This window comes from Amycolatopsis sp. Hca4 (genome assembly GCF_013364075.1).
GTDB lineage: Bacteria > Actinomycetota > Actinomycetes > Mycobacteriales > Pseudonocardiaceae > Amycolatopsis.
The window spans coordinates 6,502,330-6,520,949 of record NZ_CP054925.1; the positions used below are offsets into that span (position 1 = coordinate 6,502,330).

Below are 18,620 nucleotides of genomic sequence, written 5' to 3' on the forward strand. Positions count from 1 at the left end.
GCCCGCCCGTTCTGCGCAGTTCACGGGAGTTTCAGACGCGTGCGGGCCAATGGTGGTCGTGGACGCTCGCTTGCTGGTTTCGCTGTCGGGAATCACCCCGCGCACGCTGCACCGCTGCGCCGACCTCGCGGCCGAGCTCGACCGCCGCAAGGTGCCCCTGTCCCTGCTGTACGCCGCCCGCACCGGCGAAGGCCCGGTGACGGAGTGGGTGCGCACCCGCGCCCGCCGCGGTGATTCCGTGCTGCTGCACGGTTACGACCACACCGTCACGCCCACGCACCGCACGGTGTACCTGGGCAAGCGCGCGGAGTTCGCGACGTTGCCGGCCCACGAGGCACGCCTGCGGCTGATCGCCGCGCGGGCCGCGCTGGACAGTGCCGGGCTGACGGTCGACGGCTTCGCGCCGCCGCGCTGGATCGCGTCACAGGGCACGCTGCAGGCGCTGGCCGAGCACGGTTTCCGGCTGTGCGCGGACCTCGGCGCGGTCCGCGACCTGGTGACCGGCGAGGTGCGCCGCGCGCGGGTCCAGGAGTTCACCAGCCAGTCGCACCGCACGGAGACGGTGCGCTGCTTCGCACTGGTGCTGGCGGCGGCGCGTTCGGCCCGCCGGGGCGGCCTGGTCCGGCTGGGGGTGGAAGCCCCGGACCTGACCCGCCCCGGCCTCCGCCAGGCGCTGCTCGACGCGGTGGACGTCGCACTGGAGAACCGGGCGTTCGGCGCCACCTACGGTTCGCTGCGCGCAGTCCCGGCCTGACCCGGCTAGAACTTCGCCGGCTCGCCCCGGTCGAGCACCTTGACCTCGGTGCCTTCGGGAGCGAGGTTCCCGAACAAGCCGTAGTGCATGGCGGGGTTGGCGAGCACGGCTTCGTGGATCGGCACGGCCACCCGCGGCGCCACGGCCCGCAGGTAGTCGACGGCCTCCCCGGCCTTCAGCCACGGGGCGCCGGTGGGCAGCCCGAGGACGTCGATCTGCTGCTCGGGCACGAAGAACGAGTCGCCGGGGTGGAAGAAGGCGCCGTCGTCGAAGACGTACCCGATGTTCGGGATGACGGGGATGTCGGAGTGGATGACGGCGTGCTCCCCGCCGACGGCCTTGATCGAGGTGTCCCCGACGGCGAAGGCGTCCCCGACGTCGGCGATGTCGAACTCCAGCCCGAGCTTGCGCACTTCGGGGGCGGACCCGGGATCGACGATCAGCTTCGCGCCGGGGTTGGCCTCGAGGACCTTCGGCAGCCGTTCGACGTCGAGGTGGTCGAAGTGCTGGTGCGTGACCAGCACGGCGGACAGCTCCCGCTCACCCTCGAAGCCGGTGGAGAAGGTGCCGGGATCGATCAGGATCCGCTCGGAACCGGTCTCCAGCAACAGGCAGGCGTGTCCGAAATGGACGATACGCATCGGTGGTTCTCCTTCACGGGTGGTCGATCCCAGCCTAGGCGCGTTGTCGGCAGCTCGCCAACACGCTCGGTGGCCATCGCCGGGTCGCGCCTCGGCTGCCGAAGGCGGATCGGCGGGCGCGGTGACGCTCGGTTTAAGTTTTCCGGAAGTGTCACGTATTTGTCCACTCAGAAGGAGCAACTTTCCTGGGAGATGCTGTTATGACTTATTCTTGAGCGTCCGGTACCCGTCGTCACAAAGAAGTGGGCGCCCGATGCTGAAGAGCTTCCTCGGCTGGCTCCGAGACTATGTCATCTACACCGGCATTGTCGGTCTGGTGGAAGGCGTGCTGGGAATACTTGCGTTCGGTGGGCTGCTCAGTGCGTTGCTGGGAAACTCGGCGATAAAGGCAGGGGCAATCGTTGCGGTGCTGCTCGGGATCATCGGGTTGTACATCCTTCTGATCGCGAACCGGGTGGAATGGCGGTCACGAACGGAACTCGACCGCCGGTTGCTCCAGTACTACTGCACAGTCCTCAAGGAGCGGCACGGGCACTCGTGGAGGATCGCCAGCTGGGTCGAGTCGGCCGCGGTGCGGGCCAACGGCGACGCAAGCGAGGTGATCACCGTCAAGGCGATCGTGGAATGTGATCTGCTCGACTTCTTCGCCATTCGAACGGGAGCGGGATGGATCCAGTCCGACAAGGCGCGCCGCAAGGTGAAAGTGAAGGTGAAGTCGTTCGGGGTCGACGGAATAGGGGGCACGCGCTGGGATGTGACCTAAACCTGGCTGAACGACGGCAGGCTGGAAATCGTGTCGCATTTCGGAAGTCCAGCCCGGCTGGGCGACGAGATCGTGATGGTGATCGAGAAGGAGTGGCCGGGAAAGTGTGCGCCCCTGATGAAGGAGCGGAGGCCTGATGAATTCGCTCTCAAGTTCGCGTGCGCGATCGATTACCTGGAATACAGCGTTCAGTTGCCCGAGGGCAGCGAGGTGGCCTGTGACGTCATCGGGCTGACCCGCGGGCAGGACGAGTACTCGCTCGAGCCGAAGCGTGCCGGCGGCACCTCGACGACGGTGTTGCTGGTGGCGAAGAACATCCCGCCACGCCGCCGCGTGGGGATGCGCCTCGACCTCAAAGAGCCGAAACTGATCCACCGCAGGTGACGGGGAGTCCCACCGCGGGCGGACTTACGTGTCGCCGCCTTCGCCACCATTGTGAATCATCTTCATCCTTGATCTGTATCCCGTTATTGTCGGAAAACACTGCATGCCACGATTGAGCGCAACCAAACAGTATCGCACGCAGCGACGAGTTATTCCTCTTGCGTGCGAGGTTAACACAATGGAGTGAGTACCGCAGTAAGCGCTTAGTCAGGACCACTTCACTTTGGGTAGCGTAATGGAGACCAATCGCTCAAATCTTCCCGGCCAGCAACGCGTCTCCCAGCTCCGTCCGCCGGTAGAGCACCCGGTGCCCACGCCGCTCCGAAGCCAGCAGCCCCGCCCCGCGCAACGCCGTGAGGTGCGCCGAAACCGTCGCCGCCGCCAGGCCGTGGCGCCGGGCCAGTTCGGTCGTCGCCGCCGGGCGGTCGAGGGTTGTCAGCAGCAACGCCCGCGTCCGGCCGAGCACCTCGGCCAGCGGCTCCGGCGGCGTGGCCGACGAGGCCCACAGCGAAGCCACCCCGCGAGCCGGGTAGAGCAGCGAAACCTGCCACGGCGGCACCGTCACGACCCCGACGTTCGGCCACGCGAACACCGCCGGGATCAGCAGCAGCCCGCGCGAGTCGATCGAAAGCCGTTCGCGAGCCCGGACGTCGACCAGCACCGACGTCCCCGAGAGGCGGACGCGGGGGTGCAGTTCGGCCAGCATCGCCGCCAGCCCGCCCGAGCCCAGCTGGCGCGCCCGGTGCGCGATGTCCGCCGCGAGCAGCTCGCGCAGGCGCGGCCACTCCGGGGCCAGCAACGTCTCCCACACCGTCGCGAGCTGCCCGGCGAGCAGGTCGCGCGCCGCCGCCGGGTCGGCCGGCAGGCCGGACAGGTCCGCGTCGACCATCCCCAGCTCCAACGCCACCTGCTCCGGCGGCGTCGCGCGGACCACCTCGAGCTGCGCCTCGGCGGTCGTCTCGGGGCCGTCGGGCGGCGGGCTCAGGAACTCGGTGATGTAGTGCCGCGCGCTCAGCACGGCCGTCAGCTCGGGCACGTCGGGCAGGCCGGCGAGCCACGGCGGGGGCGCCGGGTGCCGCCGGATGCCGAGCAGCGTCTGGACCGCGCCCAGCACCTCCTCCAACGGCGATATCGCGAAGCGGACGCGCTGGCTCCCGGCCGCGGTCAGGGCCAGCTCGATCACGACTGATTCGCTCTCACCCGAATCAGTATGCCGCGGACGCGCTCCGGGAGAGCGTGACGGCATGTCGTTGTTCACCCATCGCGCGTACTGGCGCTGGTCGGCCGGCGTCCAGGCGGCCCGGCTCCCGGGGACCATGGCGCCGCTCGCGTTCACCCTGCTGACCACCGCCACGACCGGTTCGTACCGGCTGGGCGGCGTGCTGATGTCGGTCTACGTCGCTACCGAGATGGTGTGCGCGGTGCCGGTCGGGCGGCTGCTCGACCGCGTCGGCCCTGCACGGGGCTTGACCGTGCTGCTGCTCCTGACCGCCGTCGGGTACGCCGTGCTGGCGCTGGCCGCCGACGCTCCCGCCCCTGTCCTCGTCGCGCTCGTCCTGCTGCCCGGCATCGCGGGCGGGGCGTTGTCGGGCGGCTTCCGGACGCTCCTGGCCGACACGGTCGACGACGAGCTCCTGCCGCGGGCGATCTCGGTGGACGCGATGCTCATGGAAGGGGTGCTCATCGGCGGCCCGGCGCTGGTCGCGCTGCTCGACCTGGCCGGCACGCTCGTCCCGCTCGCCGTCATGGCCGCCGCCTGCCTGGCGGCGGCGTTGCTCGTCCCGCGCCGCCCGGGTGAGCCCGGTCGGGCGGAATCCGGCGACGACCTCCCGGCGCCCCGCCTGCGCACCTACCTGCCGTGGCTGTGCTGCGCGTTCACCGTCGGGCTGCTGCTTTCGACCATCGAAGTGGCGCCACTGCCGCTGGTCCAGCGGCTCGGGGCGCCCGCGGCCACCGCGCCCGTGGTGATCGCCGTGCTGAGCGGAGCGAGCATCGCGGGCAGCGCGCTCTACGCGTGGCGGAGCAAGACCGGTGACCCACGGCTGTTCCTCGCCGGGTTCGTCGCCGGCGGGCTCACCCTCGCGGCGGATTTCGGCTGGCCGGGATTGCTCGCGTCGGTGGCCGTGATCGGCGCCTGCACCGGGCCACTGGTGGCCACCACCTCCGTCAACCTGCAGCGCGTGCTGCCGAAGAACCGCAGGTCAGCGGGGTTCTCGCTGAGTTTCACCGTGCAGGCCGCCGGCTTCGGGCTCGGGTCGCTCGCGGTGGGCGTCCTGCCGCTGTGGGTGACGCCGTTGTTCGGTGTCTTTGCCGCGGCGATCGCCGGTGGAATGCTGGTGCGGAAGCCTGCGCGAGCTATTGGCACCGTGTCAGTAACCTCGTAACCTGGGCTGACCCTCGACCCACGGGAGACGCCGATGACTGCCGTCCAGCCGAAGCCGACGACGGTCGGCGAGACCTTCGACTCGCTCAGCCCGGCGACCGACGAGGTGGTCGGAACCCACCCGATCCACACCGCGGAGGACGTCAAGGCGGCCGTCGAGCGGGCGCGCGTCGCGGCGGAGTGGTGGGCGGGGCTCGGGTTCGCCGGGCGCGCCGAGCGGCTCCGGGGCTGGAAGGGCGTGCTGACGCGGCGGCTGCCGCAGCTGTGCCAGGTGGTCCGCGACGAGACCGGCAAGCCGATCGCCGACGCGCAGCTGGAGAGCGTCCTGGCCATCGAGCACATCGCGTGGGCGGGCAAGCACGCGAAGAAGGTGCTCGGCAAGCAGAAGCGGTCCGCGGGGTTGCTGATGTCGAACCAGGCGGCGACGGTGGAGTACCAGCCGCTGGGCGTGGTCGGCGTGATCGGCCCGTGGAACTACCCGGTGTTCACCCCGCTCGGCTCGATCGCGTACGCGCTCGCGGCGGGCAACGCGGTGGTGTTCAAGCCGAGCGAGTACACGCCGGGCGTCGGCAAGTGGCTGGTCGACGCGTTCGCCGAGATCGTCCCGGAGCAGCCGGTGCTGCAGCTGATCACCGGCTTCGGCGAGACGGGCGCGGCGCTGGTGTCCTCGGGCGTGGACAAGATCGCCTTCACCGGCTCGACGGCGACGGGCAAGCGCATCATGGCCGCGGCGGCCGAGACGCTGACCCCGGTGGTGATCGAGGCGGGCGGCAAGGACCCGGTCCTGGTCGACGCGGACGCGGACCTGGACGCGGCAGCCGACGCGACGGTCTGGGGCGCGTTTTCGAACTCGGGCCAGACGTGCATCGGCGTCGAGCGGGTGTACGTGCACGAGAAGGTCCACGACGAGTTCGTGGCCAAGGTGGTCGAGAAGTCGAAGGACGTCCGCGCGGGTTCGGACGAGGCCGCCCAGTACGGCCCGGTGACGATGCCGTCCCAGCTGGGCGTGATCAAGAGGCACATCCACGACGCGCTGGCCCGCGGAGGCAAGGCGGTCCTCGGAGGAGAGGACGCGGTGGGCGACCGCTACGCCCAGCCGACGGTCCTGATCGACGTCCCGGAGGATTCCGAGGCGGTGAAGGAGGAGACGTTCGGCCCGACGGTGACGATCGCGAAGGTCCGCGACATGGACGAAGCGGTCGAGCGCGCGAACAACACGAAGTACGGCCTGGGCTCGACGGTGTTCTCGAAGTCACGAGGAGTGGAGCTGGCGGAGAAGCTGCGCACGGGCATGACGGCGATCAATGCACCGCTCTCGTTCGCGGGCATTGCCTCCCTGCCCTTCGGCGGCGTGGGCGACTCGGGCTTCGGCCGCATCCACGGCCCGGAGGGCCTGCGCGAGTTCGCCCGCACGAAGGCCATCGCACGACAGCGGTTCACGGCCCCGCTGACGTTGACATCGTTCAACCGCAAGGAATCAACGGACGCGCTGGTCGCCAAGCTGGTGACGATTCTGCACGGCAAGCGTTGAGCTACTCCGGGGTTGTGGACAACTCGGGTCCGCAACCCCGGACAGCCGCCGAAATTGTCGGTGCTCGCCGGTAAACTGGATATCGGGGGGCCGAGGCCCGCCCTTTCGCGGCGGCGCAACAGCTTTGCGGCCGGTTGCCGCAACCCAGACCCGGCGCAGCGGGCATGCCCGGCGGTCGACGGCGCGGCCGCAAGCCCTCTCGACCGTGGAGACCTCGGCGTGCTGCGGTCGACGAAACCCAGCCCAGCACTTCGTGTTCCAGCGATCTGCATCTACGGCCTCGGGAGGCGTGACAAGCCTCCCTGTCGACCTCGAAGCAGCTTCAAGGATCAGCCCGGGGCTCGCGCGCGGCAACAACGGAAGGTCGGGCCGCGCCCCCCGGTATCCAGTTTACCGGCGGCCACCGACAATTCCGCGGCCGCGGACCCGAGTTGTCCACAGTCGAACCGCGACTACGCCGACCGCCCCCGGATCAAATCCGCCGCCTTTTCCGCCACCATGATCGTCGGCGCGTTCGTGTTCCCCCGCGGCACCACCGGCATCACGGACGCGTCCACCACCCGCAGCCCCTCCACCCCCTGAACCCGCAACTCCGGGTCAACCACCGACCCGATCGAGCAAGTCCCGACCGGGTGATAAAGCGTCTGCGTGTTCTCCCGAATGTGATCGGCCATTTCCGAATCACTCAAATCGTGCCGCAGCGGCAGGAACGGCTTGTCCAGGAATCGCCGCAACGGCCCCGTCTGCCCGATTTCGATCAACGCCCGCAATCCCGCGATCATCGTCTCCATATCGCGCGGCTCAGCGTAATATGCCGGGTCGATTTCCGGCTTCCACAACGGATTCGCCGACTTCAGCCGCAGCCGTCCGCGGCTCGCGACGTCCACCAGTGTCGCCGCCGAGGTGAAGCCGGGCATCGTCGGCTCGTGCAACCCGTTGTCGTAGAACAACGACGGCACCACGTGGATCTGCATGTCCGGCGCCGGCAACCCGTCCGTGGTCGGGTAGAACGCGCCAGCCTCGCCGATGTTCGACGTCAACGGCCCGCGTCGCGTCAGCTGGTACCGGGCCAAACCGAAAAGCGACGCCGCATCGGCCAGATCGGTGGTGTCCCGAGTGGACCAGATGATTCCGCACGCCGGGTGGTCGTGCAGGTTTTCGCCGACGCCGGGCAGCGCGGCGACGACGTCGACGCCGTGCTCGCGCAGGTGCTCGGCCGGGCCCACTCCCGACACCATCAGTAGCTGCGGCGAGTTCACCGCGCCACCCGAAAGAATGACTTCCGTCGAAGCGCGCGCCGTCTGCTCGACTCCGTTGTCCAAATAGGACACGCCGACCGCGCGCGTGCCCTCGAAGACGATCCGGGTGGCCGGCGTGCTCGTCTTCACCGTGAGGTTCGGCCGCGAGAGCGCCGGGCGCAGGTAGGCGTCGGCCGTGGACCACCGGCGGCCCTTCTTGCACGTCACCTGGTAGACGCCGGCGCCTTCCTGGCTCTCGCCGTTGAAGTCGTCGGTGCGCTTGAGGCCCCACGCGACGGCCGAGTCGACCCAGGCGTGCGACAGCTCGTGGGTGAACCGGCGGTCCTCGACGTGCAGCGGGCCGTCGGTGCCGTGCAGCGGCCCGCCGAGCCGCTGGTTGCCCTCGGCGCGCTTGAAGTAGGGCAGGACGTCGTCCCAACCCCACCCGGTGGCGCCGTGGGAATCGCGCCAACCGTCGTAGTCGACGCGGTTGCCACGGATGTAGATCATCGCGTTGATCGACGAGCAGCCGCCGAGCATCTTCCCGCGCGGCCAGTACGACGTCTTGCCCGTGTGCTTCTGCTCGACGGTCTCGTAGTTCCAGTCCCACCTGGTCTTGAACAGCGACGCGAACGCGGCCGGGATGTGGATCTCGTCCGCGGTGTCCTCCGCGCCCGCTTCGAGGAGCAGGACCTGGGCGGACGGGTCCTCGGTCAGGCGGTTGGCGAGGACGCACCCCGCGCTGCCGGCACCGACGATGACGTAGTCGTAGGACTCCTGGACGGCCACGGTGCCTCCTGTTGGCGAGATGTCAACGACTCATCATGGCGCAGCCCGGCGCCGTCGGCCAGTCTAGGTTTCCCGACGGGCCCCGCAGGGTGGGCGAGCGGGTGAACTATGCTGACGAGGTACCCACGACCTGCAGAAATAAGGAGCAGCCTGCCGTGGCCCGAGTCGTCGTCGACGTCATGCCGAAGCCCGAAATCCTCGACCCGCAGGGACAGGCCGCGCTCGGCGCCGCCGGCCGCCTGGGGTTCACCGGGATCAAGGAGATCCGCCAGGGCAAGCACTTCGAGATCGAGGTCGACGACACGGTCGACGACGCGACGCTCGAGAAGATCGCCGAGGGCTTCCTCGCGAACCCGGTCATCGAGCAGTGGACGATCAAGCGGGTGGACGCGTGAGCGCGCGCATCGGCGTCATCACCTTCCCGGGCACGCTGGACGACGGCGACGCGGCCCGCGCGGTCCGCTACGCCGGCGGCGAGGCGGTGTCGCTGTGGCACGCGGACGAGGACCTGCACGACGTCGACGCGGTCATCGTCCCGGGCGGCTTTTCCTACGGCGACTACCTGCGCGCGGGCGTGATCGCCCGGTTCGCGCCGGTCATGACCCCGGTGATCGAGGCGGCACGCGCGGGCATGCCGGTGCTCGGCATCTGCAACGGGTTCCAGATCCTGTGCGAGGCCGGCCTGCTGCCCGGCGCGATGATCCGCAACCAGGGCCTGCACTTCATCTGCCGCGACCAGTGGCTGCGGGTGGAGAACACGTCCACCGCGTGGACCACGCGGTACGACGAAGGCGCGGAAATCCTCATCCCGATGAAGAACATCGACGGCTGCTACATGGCCGAGCAGTCCACTTTGGACGAGCTGGAGGGCGAGGGCCGCGTGGTGTTCCGGTACGTCGGCGGCAACCCGAACGGGTCGCGCAACGACATCGCCGGCATCCGCAGCGAGAACGGCCGGGTCGTCGGGCTGATGCCGCACCCGGAGCACGCGATCGACGCGCTGACCGGGCCGTCGGACGACGGGCTGGGGATGTTCTTCAGCGCGGTGGACGCGCTGGTCAAGGCCTGAGGGCGGGCCGCGCCCCCCGGTAACCATGCTACCGGGGGACACCGACAGTTCCGGGGCTGTGGACGTGAGTTGTCCACAGCCCCGGACCTCGTTTCAGCTCTTGCTCTGGTCGTTCGAGAGCCACTTCTCCGGGCGCACCCGGACGAGGATCGACCGCTCTCCGAGCGCCGAGTCGACGTAGGCCGTCGCCTGGTCTTCGGGCCAGTACCGCTTCGCGATCCGGAGGGCCTGCTCGCGCGTCGGCGGCTCGTCGTTGGCCACCACCGGGCCCTCCGCCGTGACGTACTTGTACGGCGGGTTCTCGTCCTGGGCCACCAGGCTCAGCCGGCCGGCCGCGCGGATCGAGCGGTCCTTGACGGTGTCGCGTTCCATCCAGATCAGCAGCTCACCGCCGGGTTCGTAGTCGTACCAGACCGGCACGGCCAGCGGCGCCCGGCCGGCGCGCTCCACCGCGAGTACGCCCACGTGCACCCCGCTCAGGAACTCTTCCCGCTCGGCAGCGCTCATCACGAACGACGACATGTCACTCCCCAGGTAGATGGTCATCCACCGGGGAGCAACACGCCGCTCGCTCCGGACATTCCGGACCAACTGGCGCCCGCGACCGGGTTAGTGGCGGGGCTCGAAGCCGGCCGCGGCCGCTTGCCGCCGCGGTTCGGCTGCGGCGAGCCGCGTCGCCGAGGAAGCAGGCCCCGCCGGCCCGGTCTCGGCCGACCGAGCCGCGCCCGGAGCAGACCCCCGGCGCCCGGCTCGCTGCCGCGGTTCGGCCGCGGCGAGCCGCATCGCCGAAAGATGCCGGGCGCCGCTGCCCGGTCGGCCGCAGTCCCGCCGACCGGACCTGCCTGCGCCAGGCTTAGCTCGCCGCCGCCACCAGGCGGGCGTACGAACCGCCCGCCGACAGCAGCTCCTCGTGCGGGCCCAGCTCCGTGATGCGGCCGCCCTCGACCACCGCGACCCGGTCCGCTGCCGCGGCCGTGTGCAGGCGGTGGGCGATGGCGATCACCGTCCGGCCCTCCAGCACGCTGTTCAGCGATCGCTCCAGGTCGCGGGCCGAGCCCGTGTCCAGCAGCGACGTCGCCTCGTCCAGCACCAGCGTGTGCGGGTCCGCCAGCACCACCCGGGCCAGCGCCAGCTGCTGCGCGATCGCCGCCGGCACCGGGTGCTCGCCCGGCCCCAGCTTCGTGTCCAGCCCGGACGGCAGGGTCGCCACCCAGTCCGACGCGCCCGCCGACGCGAGGGCCGCCGTCAGCTCCTCGTCCGTCCAGTCGCCGCCCGCGCGGCGGGCCGGCAGGGCCAGGTTCTGGCGGAGCGTCCCGGAGAACACGTGGTGCTCCTGGGTCAGCAGCAGCACCTCGCCGCGCAGCACGTCGTCGGCCAGCGACGAGACGTCCTGGCCGCCGATGCGCACCGAACCCGACGACGGCGCCGCGATGCCCGCCAGCAGCCGGCCGAGCGTCGACTTGCCCGCGCCCGACGGCCCGACGATCGCCAGCCGCTCGCCGCGCGGGACCCGCAGGTCGATGCCGTGCAGCACCTCGCGGTCGGCCGTGTAGCTGAACCGGACGCCGTGGACGTCGATGTCACGCCCGCGCGGCACCTCCGCCACCTTCTCGCCGTCCTCGACCGCGACCGAGCGGACCCCGAGGATCCGGCGCGCCGCGGCCGCCGCCACCTGCAGGTCCTCCAGCCAGAACAGCGCCTCGTTCAGCGGCGCCGCCATCCCCTGCACGTACAGCAGCACGGTGGTGATCTCGCCGAGCCCGGCCCAGCCCTGCGCGTACGCGAGCAGGCCGAGCAGCAGCATCACCGCCAGCGGCAGCACGTAGCTGATCTCCAGCGACGGCAGCCACCGCAGCTGCAGCTCCCGCATCCGGCGTTCGCCGTAGATGCTCTGGTCCAGCGCGTCGTACGCGGCGCCGATCCGCCGCTCGGTCAGCCCGAGCGCCTCGGTCGTGCGCGCGCCCTCCGCGGTCTCGTGGACGCTCGTGGTCAGGTCGGCCCAGCGGTCGAGCATCCACTGCATGATCGACGGGATCCGCCGCTGGTACCAGACGTTCACCGGCACCAGCAGCGGCAGCGCGACCAGCAGGCCCAGCGACAGCAGCGGCGACGTCACCACCATCGCCACGATCGTGAACACCACGGTCACCGCCGCGACCAGGATCTCCGGCGCCGCGAACCGCGCCGCGTGGTCGATCCGGCCGAGGTCGGTGGTGGCCCGGCTGAGCAGGTCGCCGGTGCCCGCCGCCTCGACCGTGCCGAGCGGCAGCTGCAGCGCCGTCCCGACGAACTCCTCGCGCGTCTCGGCCAGCACGAGCTCGCCGAACACCGCGCCGCGCATCCGCGCGATCTTCCGCGCGACCGCCTGCAGCAGCAGGATGCCGACGAACGCCGCCGCCAGCACGTCGACGTGCGCGGTCGTGGTGCCGGCCGCGACGTCGTCGACGAGCGAGCCGAGCAGCTGCGGCCCGGCCAGTCCGATCAGCGTGGCCACCGCCAGCGAGCCCAGCAAGAGGCCGAACTCGCGCTTGTGGGTCCGCGCCGTCGTCAGGGTCCAGCGCCGGACGTCCCGCCGGTCCGCCGTGGGAAGCCGTTTCACACTGTCACCCCCTTCGCCGTGAAAACCTCGTCCGCTACATGCGTCCACAAAGGACTCTGGCTGAACACCACCGTCGTCTTGCCGCGCCGCAGTTCGGCGACGCGCTCGGTGATGCGGGCCTCCGTGTGCGCGTCCACCGCCGACGTCGGCTCGTCGAGCACCAGGACGTCGGCGTCGGTCGCCAGCGCGCGGGCCAGGTTCAGCCGCTGCCGCTGGCCGCCGGACACCTCGCGGCCGCGCTCGCCGATCACCTCGTCGACGCCGTCGGGCAGCGCCTCGACGATGTCTTCGGCGTCGGCCGCGGACAGCGCTTCGGCGATGCTGACGCCGCCCGGCCGCGCCGGCGTGAGCTGCTCGCGCAGCACACCCGAGAACCAGATGTCCTGGTTGTGCGCGTAGACGATCCGCCGCCGCAGCTCCGCGAGCGCGACGTGGTCCGCCCGGACGCCGCCGACCAGCACCTCTTCGCCATCGGCCGGATCGGCGAACCGCGCCAGCCGGTCGGCCACCGCCTCGCCGGCCGCCCCGAAGTCGACGACCGTCAGGCGGCCGGGCGCGACGCGCACGCCGGACTCGGTGTCGACCAGCTCCAGCGGGCCGCCGGGCAGCGGCACCGGCGTCTCCGGATCCGCCAGCTTCGGGCGGATCGCCAGCAGTGCCACCACCTTCCGCGACGCGACCAGTCCGGACGTGATCGACCCGACGGCCTCCGTCGCCGCGTTCACCGGCCAGATCAGGAAGGCCGAAACGCCGTAGAAGGCCACCAGCTGCCCGACGTCGATCGAGCCGGCCACGGCCAGCCGCGCGCCGAGCCAGGTGATCACCACGGTGACCAGGCCGGGCAGCGCGATCTCCGCCGCGGCCAGCCACGCCTCGGCCTTGCCGACCTCGACGCCGGCCAGCCGCACCCGCTGGCTCGTTTCGCGGAAGCGGGCGAAGAACCGCCGCTCGCCGCCGATGCCGCGCAGGATCCGCAGGCCGGACACGATGTCGGCGCCGAGCGCGTTGACGTCGCCGCGCTTCTCGCGCTGCTTGGCCTTGCGCTTCTGCAGCGGGGCGAGCAGCGGCCCGATGCCGAGCACCGCGACCGGCACGCCGACCAGCGCGACCACGCCGAGCAGCGGCGACGTCGAGATCAGCCACACGGCCACCACGACGAACGCCAGCAGCGAGCCGAACGCGCGGCCGGTCATCTCGACGGTGTTGCCGATGTGGTTGATGTCGGTCGTGGAGATCGCGACGAGGTTGCCGGTGGTGGTCTGCTCGCGCAGGCCGGCGCCGACGCGGGTGGTGTGGGCCGAGACGAGCCGCTGGGTCGAGCCCGCGCCGTGCAGCCACAGGCCGTAGTTGAGGAAGTGCAGCCAGGTCCCGAAGACGGTTTGCACGAGCCCCAGCCCGGCCGCGACCAGTGCCCACCGCACGACGGCGGCACCGTCGTGCGCGCCGATGGCGCCGATGCCCTGGCCGACGACCAGCGGCAGCAGCGCACCGGGCAGCGCCCAGACGACACCGATCGCGGCGGCACCGAGCACCGTGCCGAGCCGAGCCCGGAACACGGCGAGCAGGAACCGGCTCGCGGTCGGCCGCGAGGGCAGCCGCAGCGGCGGAAAGGGATACGTGGCGGAAAGCACGATTTCCGACGGTAAGCCGAGCTCGGGAGGAAGGCGACCGATTTTCCGGCGACCGCGCCGGTCGGGTGACCTTTCGCCCGCGCGGGGGTGGGGGGCCGGGAGGACTTCCCGGGCGGCCCGCGAGTGTGCGCCGGAACCAGCCCAGGCTCTCGGGGGACCCCCGGTTTCAACGTTACTCGCGGCCACCGACAATTCCGGCCCGCGCGCCCAAGCCGCACCGGAGTTGTCCCCACCTTCCGGAGTCGCTCCGGCGGCCCGGATGTCGCCTCGGTCACACCGTCGACGGGGCAGCCCGGTTCGGGCGGCCCACCGTCCGGGGCGCCACCGGGCGGCACGTATCCTGGCGGCCGTGGCGAACCCTGACACGGACACCGTGACCAGCACCGTTGACACCACCGAGCGCGCCGGGGCGACCCCGGACCACAGCCAGCCCTACCGCGAACTGGGCCTCGCCGACGACGAGTACGCCCGGATCCGGGAGATCCTCGGCCGCCGGCCCACCGATGCGGAGCTGGCCATGTACTCGGTCATGTGGAGCGAGCACTGCTCGTACAAGTCCTCCAAGAAGCACCTCCGCTACTTCGGGGAGACCGCCACCGACGAGATGAAGGCCAAGATGCTGGCCGGCATCGGGGAGAACGCCGGCGTCGTCGACATCGGCGAGGGCTGGGCCGTCACCTTCAAGGTCGAGAGCCACAACCACCCGTCCTATGTGGAGCCGTACCAGGGCGCCGCGACCGGGGTCGGCGGCATCGTGCGGGACATCATGGCCATGGGTGCCCGGCCGCTCGCGGTCGCCGACGCGCTGCGCTTCGGTCCGGCCGACGCGCCGGACACCAAGCGCGTGCTGCCCGGTGTGGTCGCCGGCGTCGGCGGGTACGGCAACTGCCTCGGCCTGCCGAACATCGGCGGCGAGCTGGTCTTCGACCCGTCCTACTCGGGCAACCCACTGGTCAACGCCCTCTGCGTCGGCGCGATGCGCGTCGAGGACCTGCACCTCGCCTTCGCGTCCGGCACCGGCAACAAGATCATCCTGTTCGGCGCGCGCACCGGCCTCGACGGCATCGGCGGTGTTTCCGTCCTGGCGAGTGACACCTTTTCGGGTGACGAGTCGGCGTCCGGCCGCAAGAAGCTGCCGAGCGTGCAGGTCGGCGACCCGTTCACCGAGAAGGTGCTCATCGAGTGCTGCCTCGAGCTGTTCGCCCAGAAGCTCGTCGTCGGCATCCAGGACCTCGGCGGCGCCGGGCTGTCCTGCGCGACGTCGGAGCTGGCCGCGGCCGGCGACGGCGGCATGCACATCTACCTCGACCGCGTTCCCTTGCGCGCCACGGGGATGACGCCCGCCGAGGTGCTCTCCAGCGAGTCGCAGGAGCGCATGTGCGCGGTCGTCTCGCCGGAGAACGTCGAGGCGTTCATGGCCGTCTGCCGCAAGTGGGACGTCATCGCCACCGACATCGGCGAGGTCACCGACGGCGAGCACCTGGTCATCACCTGGCACGACGAGGTCGTCGTCGACGTCCCGGCGCACACGGTCGCCCACCAGGGCCCGGTGTACGACCGGCCGATCGAACGACCGTCCACTCAGGACGCGCTGATCGCGGACACCTCGGCGAAGCTGCCGCGTCCGTCCACTCCGGACGAACTGCGCGCGGACGTCCTCAAGCTCATCTCCGCGCCGAACCAGGCGTCGAAGGAATGGGTGACGTCGCAGTACGACCGGTACGTGCGCGGGAACTCCGTGCTGGCGCAGCCGTCGGACTCGGGCATGATCCGGATCGACGAGTCGACCGGCCGCGGCGTCTCGGTGGCGACCGACTGCAACAGCAAGTTCGTCTACCTCGACCCGTACCGCGGCGCGCAGCTCGCGCTGGCGGAGGCGTACCGCAACGTGGCCACCGGCGGCGCGACGCCGGTGGCGGTGTCGGACTGCCTGAACTTCGGCGCCCCCACCGACCCGGGCGTGATGTGGCAGTTCGAGCAGGCCGTGCACGGCCTCGCGGACGGCTGCGTCGAGCTCGGCATCCCGGTCACCGGCGGCAACGTCAGCTTCTTCAACCAGACCGGTGACACGGCGATCCTGCCGACGCCGGTGATCGGCGTCCTCGGCGTGATCGACGACGTCACCCGCCGCATCCCGACCGGCATCGGCGCGGAGGCCGGCGAAACCCTGCTGCTGCTGGGCGAAACGCACGACGAGCTGGACGGCTCGGCGTGGGCCCGCGAGCTGCACGGCCACCTCGGCGGCGTCCCGCCGAAGGTCGACCTGGCCCGCGAGAAGCTGCTGGGCGAGATCCTGGTGGCGGGCTCCCGCGACGGCATGATTTCGGCGGCGCACGACCTGTCGGACGGCGGCCTGATCCAGACACTGGTCGAGACCGTCCTCATCGGACAGTGCGGCGCCCGGGTGTTCCTCGACGACGGCCAGGACCCGTTCGTGCAGCTGTTCTCCGAGTCCGCGGGCCGCGTGCTGGTGGCCGTCCCGCGCACCGAAGAGCTCCGCTTCACCGAGATGTGCACCGCGCGCGGCCTCCCGTGGCGCAAGACCGGCGTGGTCGACCCGGAGTCCGGCACGCTGGAGCTGCAGGGCATCACCGAGTTCACCCTCGACGAGCTGCGCGGAGCCTGGGAGAGCACCCTCCCGGCCCTGTTCGACTGACGGCGGATCCCGGCCCGGGCCACGACCGGGCCGGGATCACAGCCAGCCGCGCTCGTCGGCCACCCGCAGCGCCTCCATCCGGTTGCGGGTGCCGGTCTTCGTCGTCGCCCCGGACAGGTAGTTCCGCACGGTGCCCTCGGCGAGGTACAGCCGGGCCGCGATCTCGGCCACGGTCGCGCCGGAGCGGGCCGCGATGAGCACGTCGCGTTCGCGGGCGGTGAGCGGCGACTCGCCCGCCGCCAGCGTCGCGGCGGCGAGAGCCGGGTCCACCACCCGGTCGCCGGCCGCCACCCGCCGGATGGCGTCGGCGAGCGTGTCGGCCGGGGCGTCCTTCACGACGAACCCGACGGCACCCGCCTCCATGGCCCGGCGCAGGTAGCCGGTGCGGCCGAAGGTGGTCAGGATGACCACCCGGCACCCGGGCACCTGGGCGGTGAGCACGGCGGCGGCCGCGAGACCGTCCAACCCGGGCATGTCGATGTCCAGCAGCGCCACGTCCGGGCGGTGCGCCAGCGCCGCGGCCGTCACCTCGTCGCCGCGGCCGACCGAGGCCACCACCTCGAAGTCCGGTTCGAGGTCGAGCAAAGCGCGCAGGGCCTGCCGGATCAGCTCCTGGTCGTCGGCGAGCAGCAGCCTGATCGTCATGCCGGCGCCTCCACCCGCAGGGACCAGCCGTGCGGCTGCGTGGGCCCGGCGGTCAGCACGCCACCGGCCGCGGCCACCCGGGCGCGCAGGCCGTCCAGCCCGGACCCCGAGCCGGCCGGACCGCCGGTCCCGTCGTCGCGCACCTCCACCGAGGAGGCGGTCAGCTCCACCGTGCACCGGCCGGCGCGTGCGTGTCGCACCACGTTCGTCAACCCTTCCCGGACCACCCAGCCGAACAGTTCCTGCCGCTCCTGCGGCACGCCGTCGTGGGCGGTGGGCAGGTCGGCGACCACCCCCGCCGCGCGCAGCAGCTCCCGGCCGCGCGCGAGCTCGCCGGCCAGCGTGACCTCGCGGTACCCGGACACCGCCGCCCGCACGTCGGCCAGCGCCTGCCGGGACAGCTGCTCCACGGATTCCATTTCGGCCAGTGCCGCGGGCGGGGCGCCGACGGCGAGCCGACGGGCCAGGGTGCTCTTCACGGTGATCGCGGTGAGCGAGTGGCCGAGCAGGTCGTGCAGGTCGCGGGCGATCCGGTTGCGCTCGGCTTCGGAGGCCAGCCGGGCCACCTCGGCCCTGGCTTCGCGCAGCTCCTGGTTGGCCGTCGCGGTGCGGCTGAAGGCGTGCACCAGCAGCGTCGTGAAAACGACGGCCACGGCGTAGTACCAGCTCGGGCCGGTGCTCCAGCCGGGCACGGCCAGCGGCACCAGCACGCAAGCCGCGGCGCCCAGCGCCACGAGCGCCACCGCCGCCCGGACGCCGACGCGCGTCGCCGCCGACGGCACGATCACCGCGACCAGGATCAGCACGTACTCGTGGGCCAGCGGCGCGACCAGCACGGCCAGCACCGTCATCGCGGCCAGCAGTCCCCAGTAGACCCGCCACGCGGAGCGCATCGAGGCGACCACGATGGCCAGGTAGCAGGCGGAGACGGCGGCCAGCAGCAGGTACCCGGCGACGAGGCCGGCGCCGCGCGCGTACTGGGTGAGGCCCGCCGCCGCCAGGAACGGGTAGCAGAGCATGCCGAGGGAGAGCAGCAGCCGGCGCCGTTCGTCCAGGCCCCGCAGGTCGTCCACGCCGGTGACGGTACCGCTCACTGGGCCGCGAAGGTGGCGCGCACGGCCCGCGCGAAGGTCAGCAGGACGACGATGATCAGCAGCGCCAGGCACACCCCGTTCGCGATCTTGAACCAGACCGGGAAGGAGCCGGGGATGGCCTCGATGACGAGGATGGCCACCACCTGGGCCGTCGTGATGATCCGCACCCGGCGGTAGTTGCCCCGCGAACCCCTGGCCATGGAGACGCCGAGCGCGAAGGTGATCGGCGCGGCGACGGCGAGGATCGAGCCGCGGATCCACACGGCGTCGGTGACGACGTCGGGATTGCCGCTGAACACCACGATCGCCAGGAAGGTCAGGAGGCTCACGGCCGCGTAACCGCCGAGCAGGGTCTTGGCGATGTGCAGCTTCTCGCGGGCGTCGGAGTCGGTCACGGGCACGGTCGGGCTGGTCTGCTTCGTCATGCCCAGAATCCTGATCGA

The 18,620-nt window shown here is 71.3% G+C and carries 17 protein-coding genes; 8 read left to right on the top strand and 9 right to left on the bottom strand.

The window, feature by feature from the left end:
* The first annotated feature begins 49 nt into the window (after window positions 1-49).
* Complete coding sequence (locus HUT10_RS29090) at window positions 50-754, top strand: DUF2334 domain-containing protein (protein ID WP_176174112.1); 705 nt, start codon at window positions 50-52, stop codon at window positions 752-754.
* A 5-nt stretch (window positions 755-759) separates the two neighbouring features.
* On the opposite strand, the gene HUT10_RS29095 is transcribed toward HUT10_RS29090, so the two are convergent.
* The gene (locus HUT10_RS29095) at window positions 760-1,395 is read right to left on the bottom strand and encodes an MBL fold metallo-hydrolase (protein ID WP_176174113.1); all 636 of its coding nucleotides are present in this window, start codon (window positions 1,393-1,395) and stop codon (window positions 760-762) included.
* Between the two features lie 253 nt (window positions 1,396-1,648).
* On the opposite strand from HUT10_RS29095, the gene HUT10_RS29100 reads away from it, so the two are divergent.
* Together HUT10_RS29100 and HUT10_RS29105 are read left to right on the top strand one after the other, a co-directional pair.
* Complete coding sequence (locus HUT10_RS29100) at window positions 1,649-2,158, top strand: hypothetical protein (protein ID WP_176174114.1); 510 nt, start codon at window positions 1,649-1,651, stop codon at window positions 2,156-2,158.
* 30 nt (window positions 2,159-2,188) lie between these two features.
* Window positions 2,189-2,542 (top strand): hypothetical protein, encoded by a 354-nt coding sequence (locus HUT10_RS29105; RefSeq protein ID WP_176174115.1) that lies wholly within the window; start codon window positions 2,189-2,191, stop codon window positions 2,540-2,542.
* A 250-nt stretch (window positions 2,543-2,792) separates the two neighbouring features.
* On the opposite strand, the gene HUT10_RS29110 is transcribed toward HUT10_RS29105, so the two are convergent.
* Window positions 2,793-3,725, bottom strand: a complete 933-nt coding sequence (locus tag HUT10_RS29110; RefSeq protein ID WP_176174116.1) for a DUF5937 family protein — start codon at window positions 3,723-3,725, stop codon at window positions 2,793-2,795.
* Between the two features lie 61 nt (window positions 3,726-3,786).
* On the opposite strand from HUT10_RS29110, the gene HUT10_RS29115 reads away from it, so the two are divergent.
* A complete protein-coding gene (locus HUT10_RS29115; protein WP_176174117.1) occupies window positions 3,787-4,926 on the top strand; it encodes an MFS transporter in 1,140 nt (379 codons plus the stop codon).
* A gap of 33 nt (window positions 4,927-4,959) precedes the next feature.
* Entirely contained in the window at window positions 4,960-6,456 is a 1,497-nt protein-coding gene (locus HUT10_RS29120) for an aldehyde dehydrogenase family protein (protein WP_176174118.1), read from the top strand.
* A 452-nt stretch (window positions 6,457-6,908) separates the two neighbouring features.
* Here HUT10_RS29120 and HUT10_RS29125 read toward each other — a convergent pair whose 3' ends face one another.
* Complete coding sequence (locus HUT10_RS29125; protein ID WP_176174119.1) at window positions 6,909-8,483, bottom strand: GMC family oxidoreductase; 1,575 nt, start codon at window positions 8,481-8,483, stop codon at window positions 6,909-6,911.
* 155 nt (window positions 8,484-8,638) lie between these two features.
* Between HUT10_RS29125 and purS the strand changes: the two genes are divergently transcribed.
* Both purS and purQ read left to right on the top strand, forming a co-directional pair.
* Window positions 8,639-8,878: a phosphoribosylformylglycinamidine synthase subunit PurS gene (purS, locus tag HUT10_RS29130; RefSeq protein ID WP_125308766.1), complete on the top strand. Its 240-nt coding sequence runs from the start codon at window positions 8,639-8,641 to the stop codon at window positions 8,876-8,878.
* Window positions 8,875-9,552 carry a phosphoribosylformylglycinamidine synthase subunit PurQ gene (gene purQ, locus HUT10_RS29135; RefSeq protein WP_176174120.1) on the top strand — a complete coding sequence of 226 codons (678 nt, stop codon included), beginning with the start codon at window positions 8,875-8,877 and terminating at the stop codon, window positions 9,550-9,552. The genes purS and purQ overlap by 4 nt, the downstream gene beginning before the upstream one ends.
* 93 nt (window positions 9,553-9,645) lie before the next feature.
* On the opposite strand, the gene HUT10_RS29140 is transcribed toward purQ, so the two are convergent.
* The 3 genes from HUT10_RS29140 to HUT10_RS29150 form a co-directional block, all read right to left on the bottom strand.
* Window positions 9,646-10,074 (bottom strand): pyridoxamine 5'-phosphate oxidase family protein, encoded by a 429-nt coding sequence (locus tag HUT10_RS29140; RefSeq protein ID WP_176178069.1) that lies wholly within the window; start codon window positions 10,072-10,074, stop codon window positions 9,646-9,648.
* Between the two features lie 331 nt (window positions 10,075-10,405).
* Window positions 10,406-12,151, bottom strand: coding sequence for an ABC transporter ATP-binding protein (locus tag HUT10_RS29145; protein WP_176174121.1), 1,746 nt, complete (start codon window positions 12,149-12,151; stop codon window positions 10,406-10,408).
* The gene (locus HUT10_RS29150; RefSeq protein ID WP_176174122.1) at window positions 12,148-13,782 is read right to left on the bottom strand and encodes an ABC transporter ATP-binding protein; all 1,635 of its coding nucleotides are present in this window, start codon (window positions 13,780-13,782) and stop codon (window positions 12,148-12,150) included. The genes HUT10_RS29145 and HUT10_RS29150 overlap by 4 nt, the downstream gene beginning before the upstream one ends.
* A 373-nt stretch (window positions 13,783-14,155) precedes the next feature.
* On the opposite strand from HUT10_RS29150, the gene purL reads away from it, so the two are divergent.
* The gene (gene purL / locus HUT10_RS29155) at window positions 14,156-16,438 is read left to right on the top strand and encodes a phosphoribosylformylglycinamidine synthase subunit PurL (RefSeq protein ID WP_176174123.1); all 2,283 of its coding nucleotides are present in this window, start codon (window positions 14,156-14,158) and stop codon (window positions 16,436-16,438) included.
* Window positions 16,439-16,474: 36 nt separating this feature from the next.
* On the opposite strand, the gene HUT10_RS29160 is transcribed toward purL, so the two are convergent.
* Genes HUT10_RS29160 through HUT10_RS29170 form a run of 3 tightly spaced genes read right to left on the bottom strand, consistent with a single transcriptional unit; the run spans window position 16,475 to window position 18,602 of the window.
* Entirely contained in the window at window positions 16,475-17,083 is a 609-nt protein-coding gene (locus tag HUT10_RS29160; RefSeq protein ID WP_176174124.1) for a response regulator transcription factor, read from the bottom strand.
* Complete coding sequence (locus HUT10_RS29165; RefSeq protein ID WP_254897073.1) at window positions 17,080-18,156, bottom strand: sensor histidine kinase; 1,077 nt, start codon at window positions 18,154-18,156, stop codon at window positions 17,080-17,082. The genes HUT10_RS29160 and HUT10_RS29165 overlap by 4 nt, the downstream gene beginning before the upstream one ends.
* A 17-nt stretch (window positions 18,157-18,173) precedes the next feature.
* Window positions 18,174-18,602, bottom strand: coding sequence for a hypothetical protein (locus HUT10_RS29170; protein WP_176174125.1), 429 nt, complete (start codon window positions 18,600-18,602; stop codon window positions 18,174-18,176).
* Window positions 18,603-18,620: the final 18 nt, after the last annotated feature.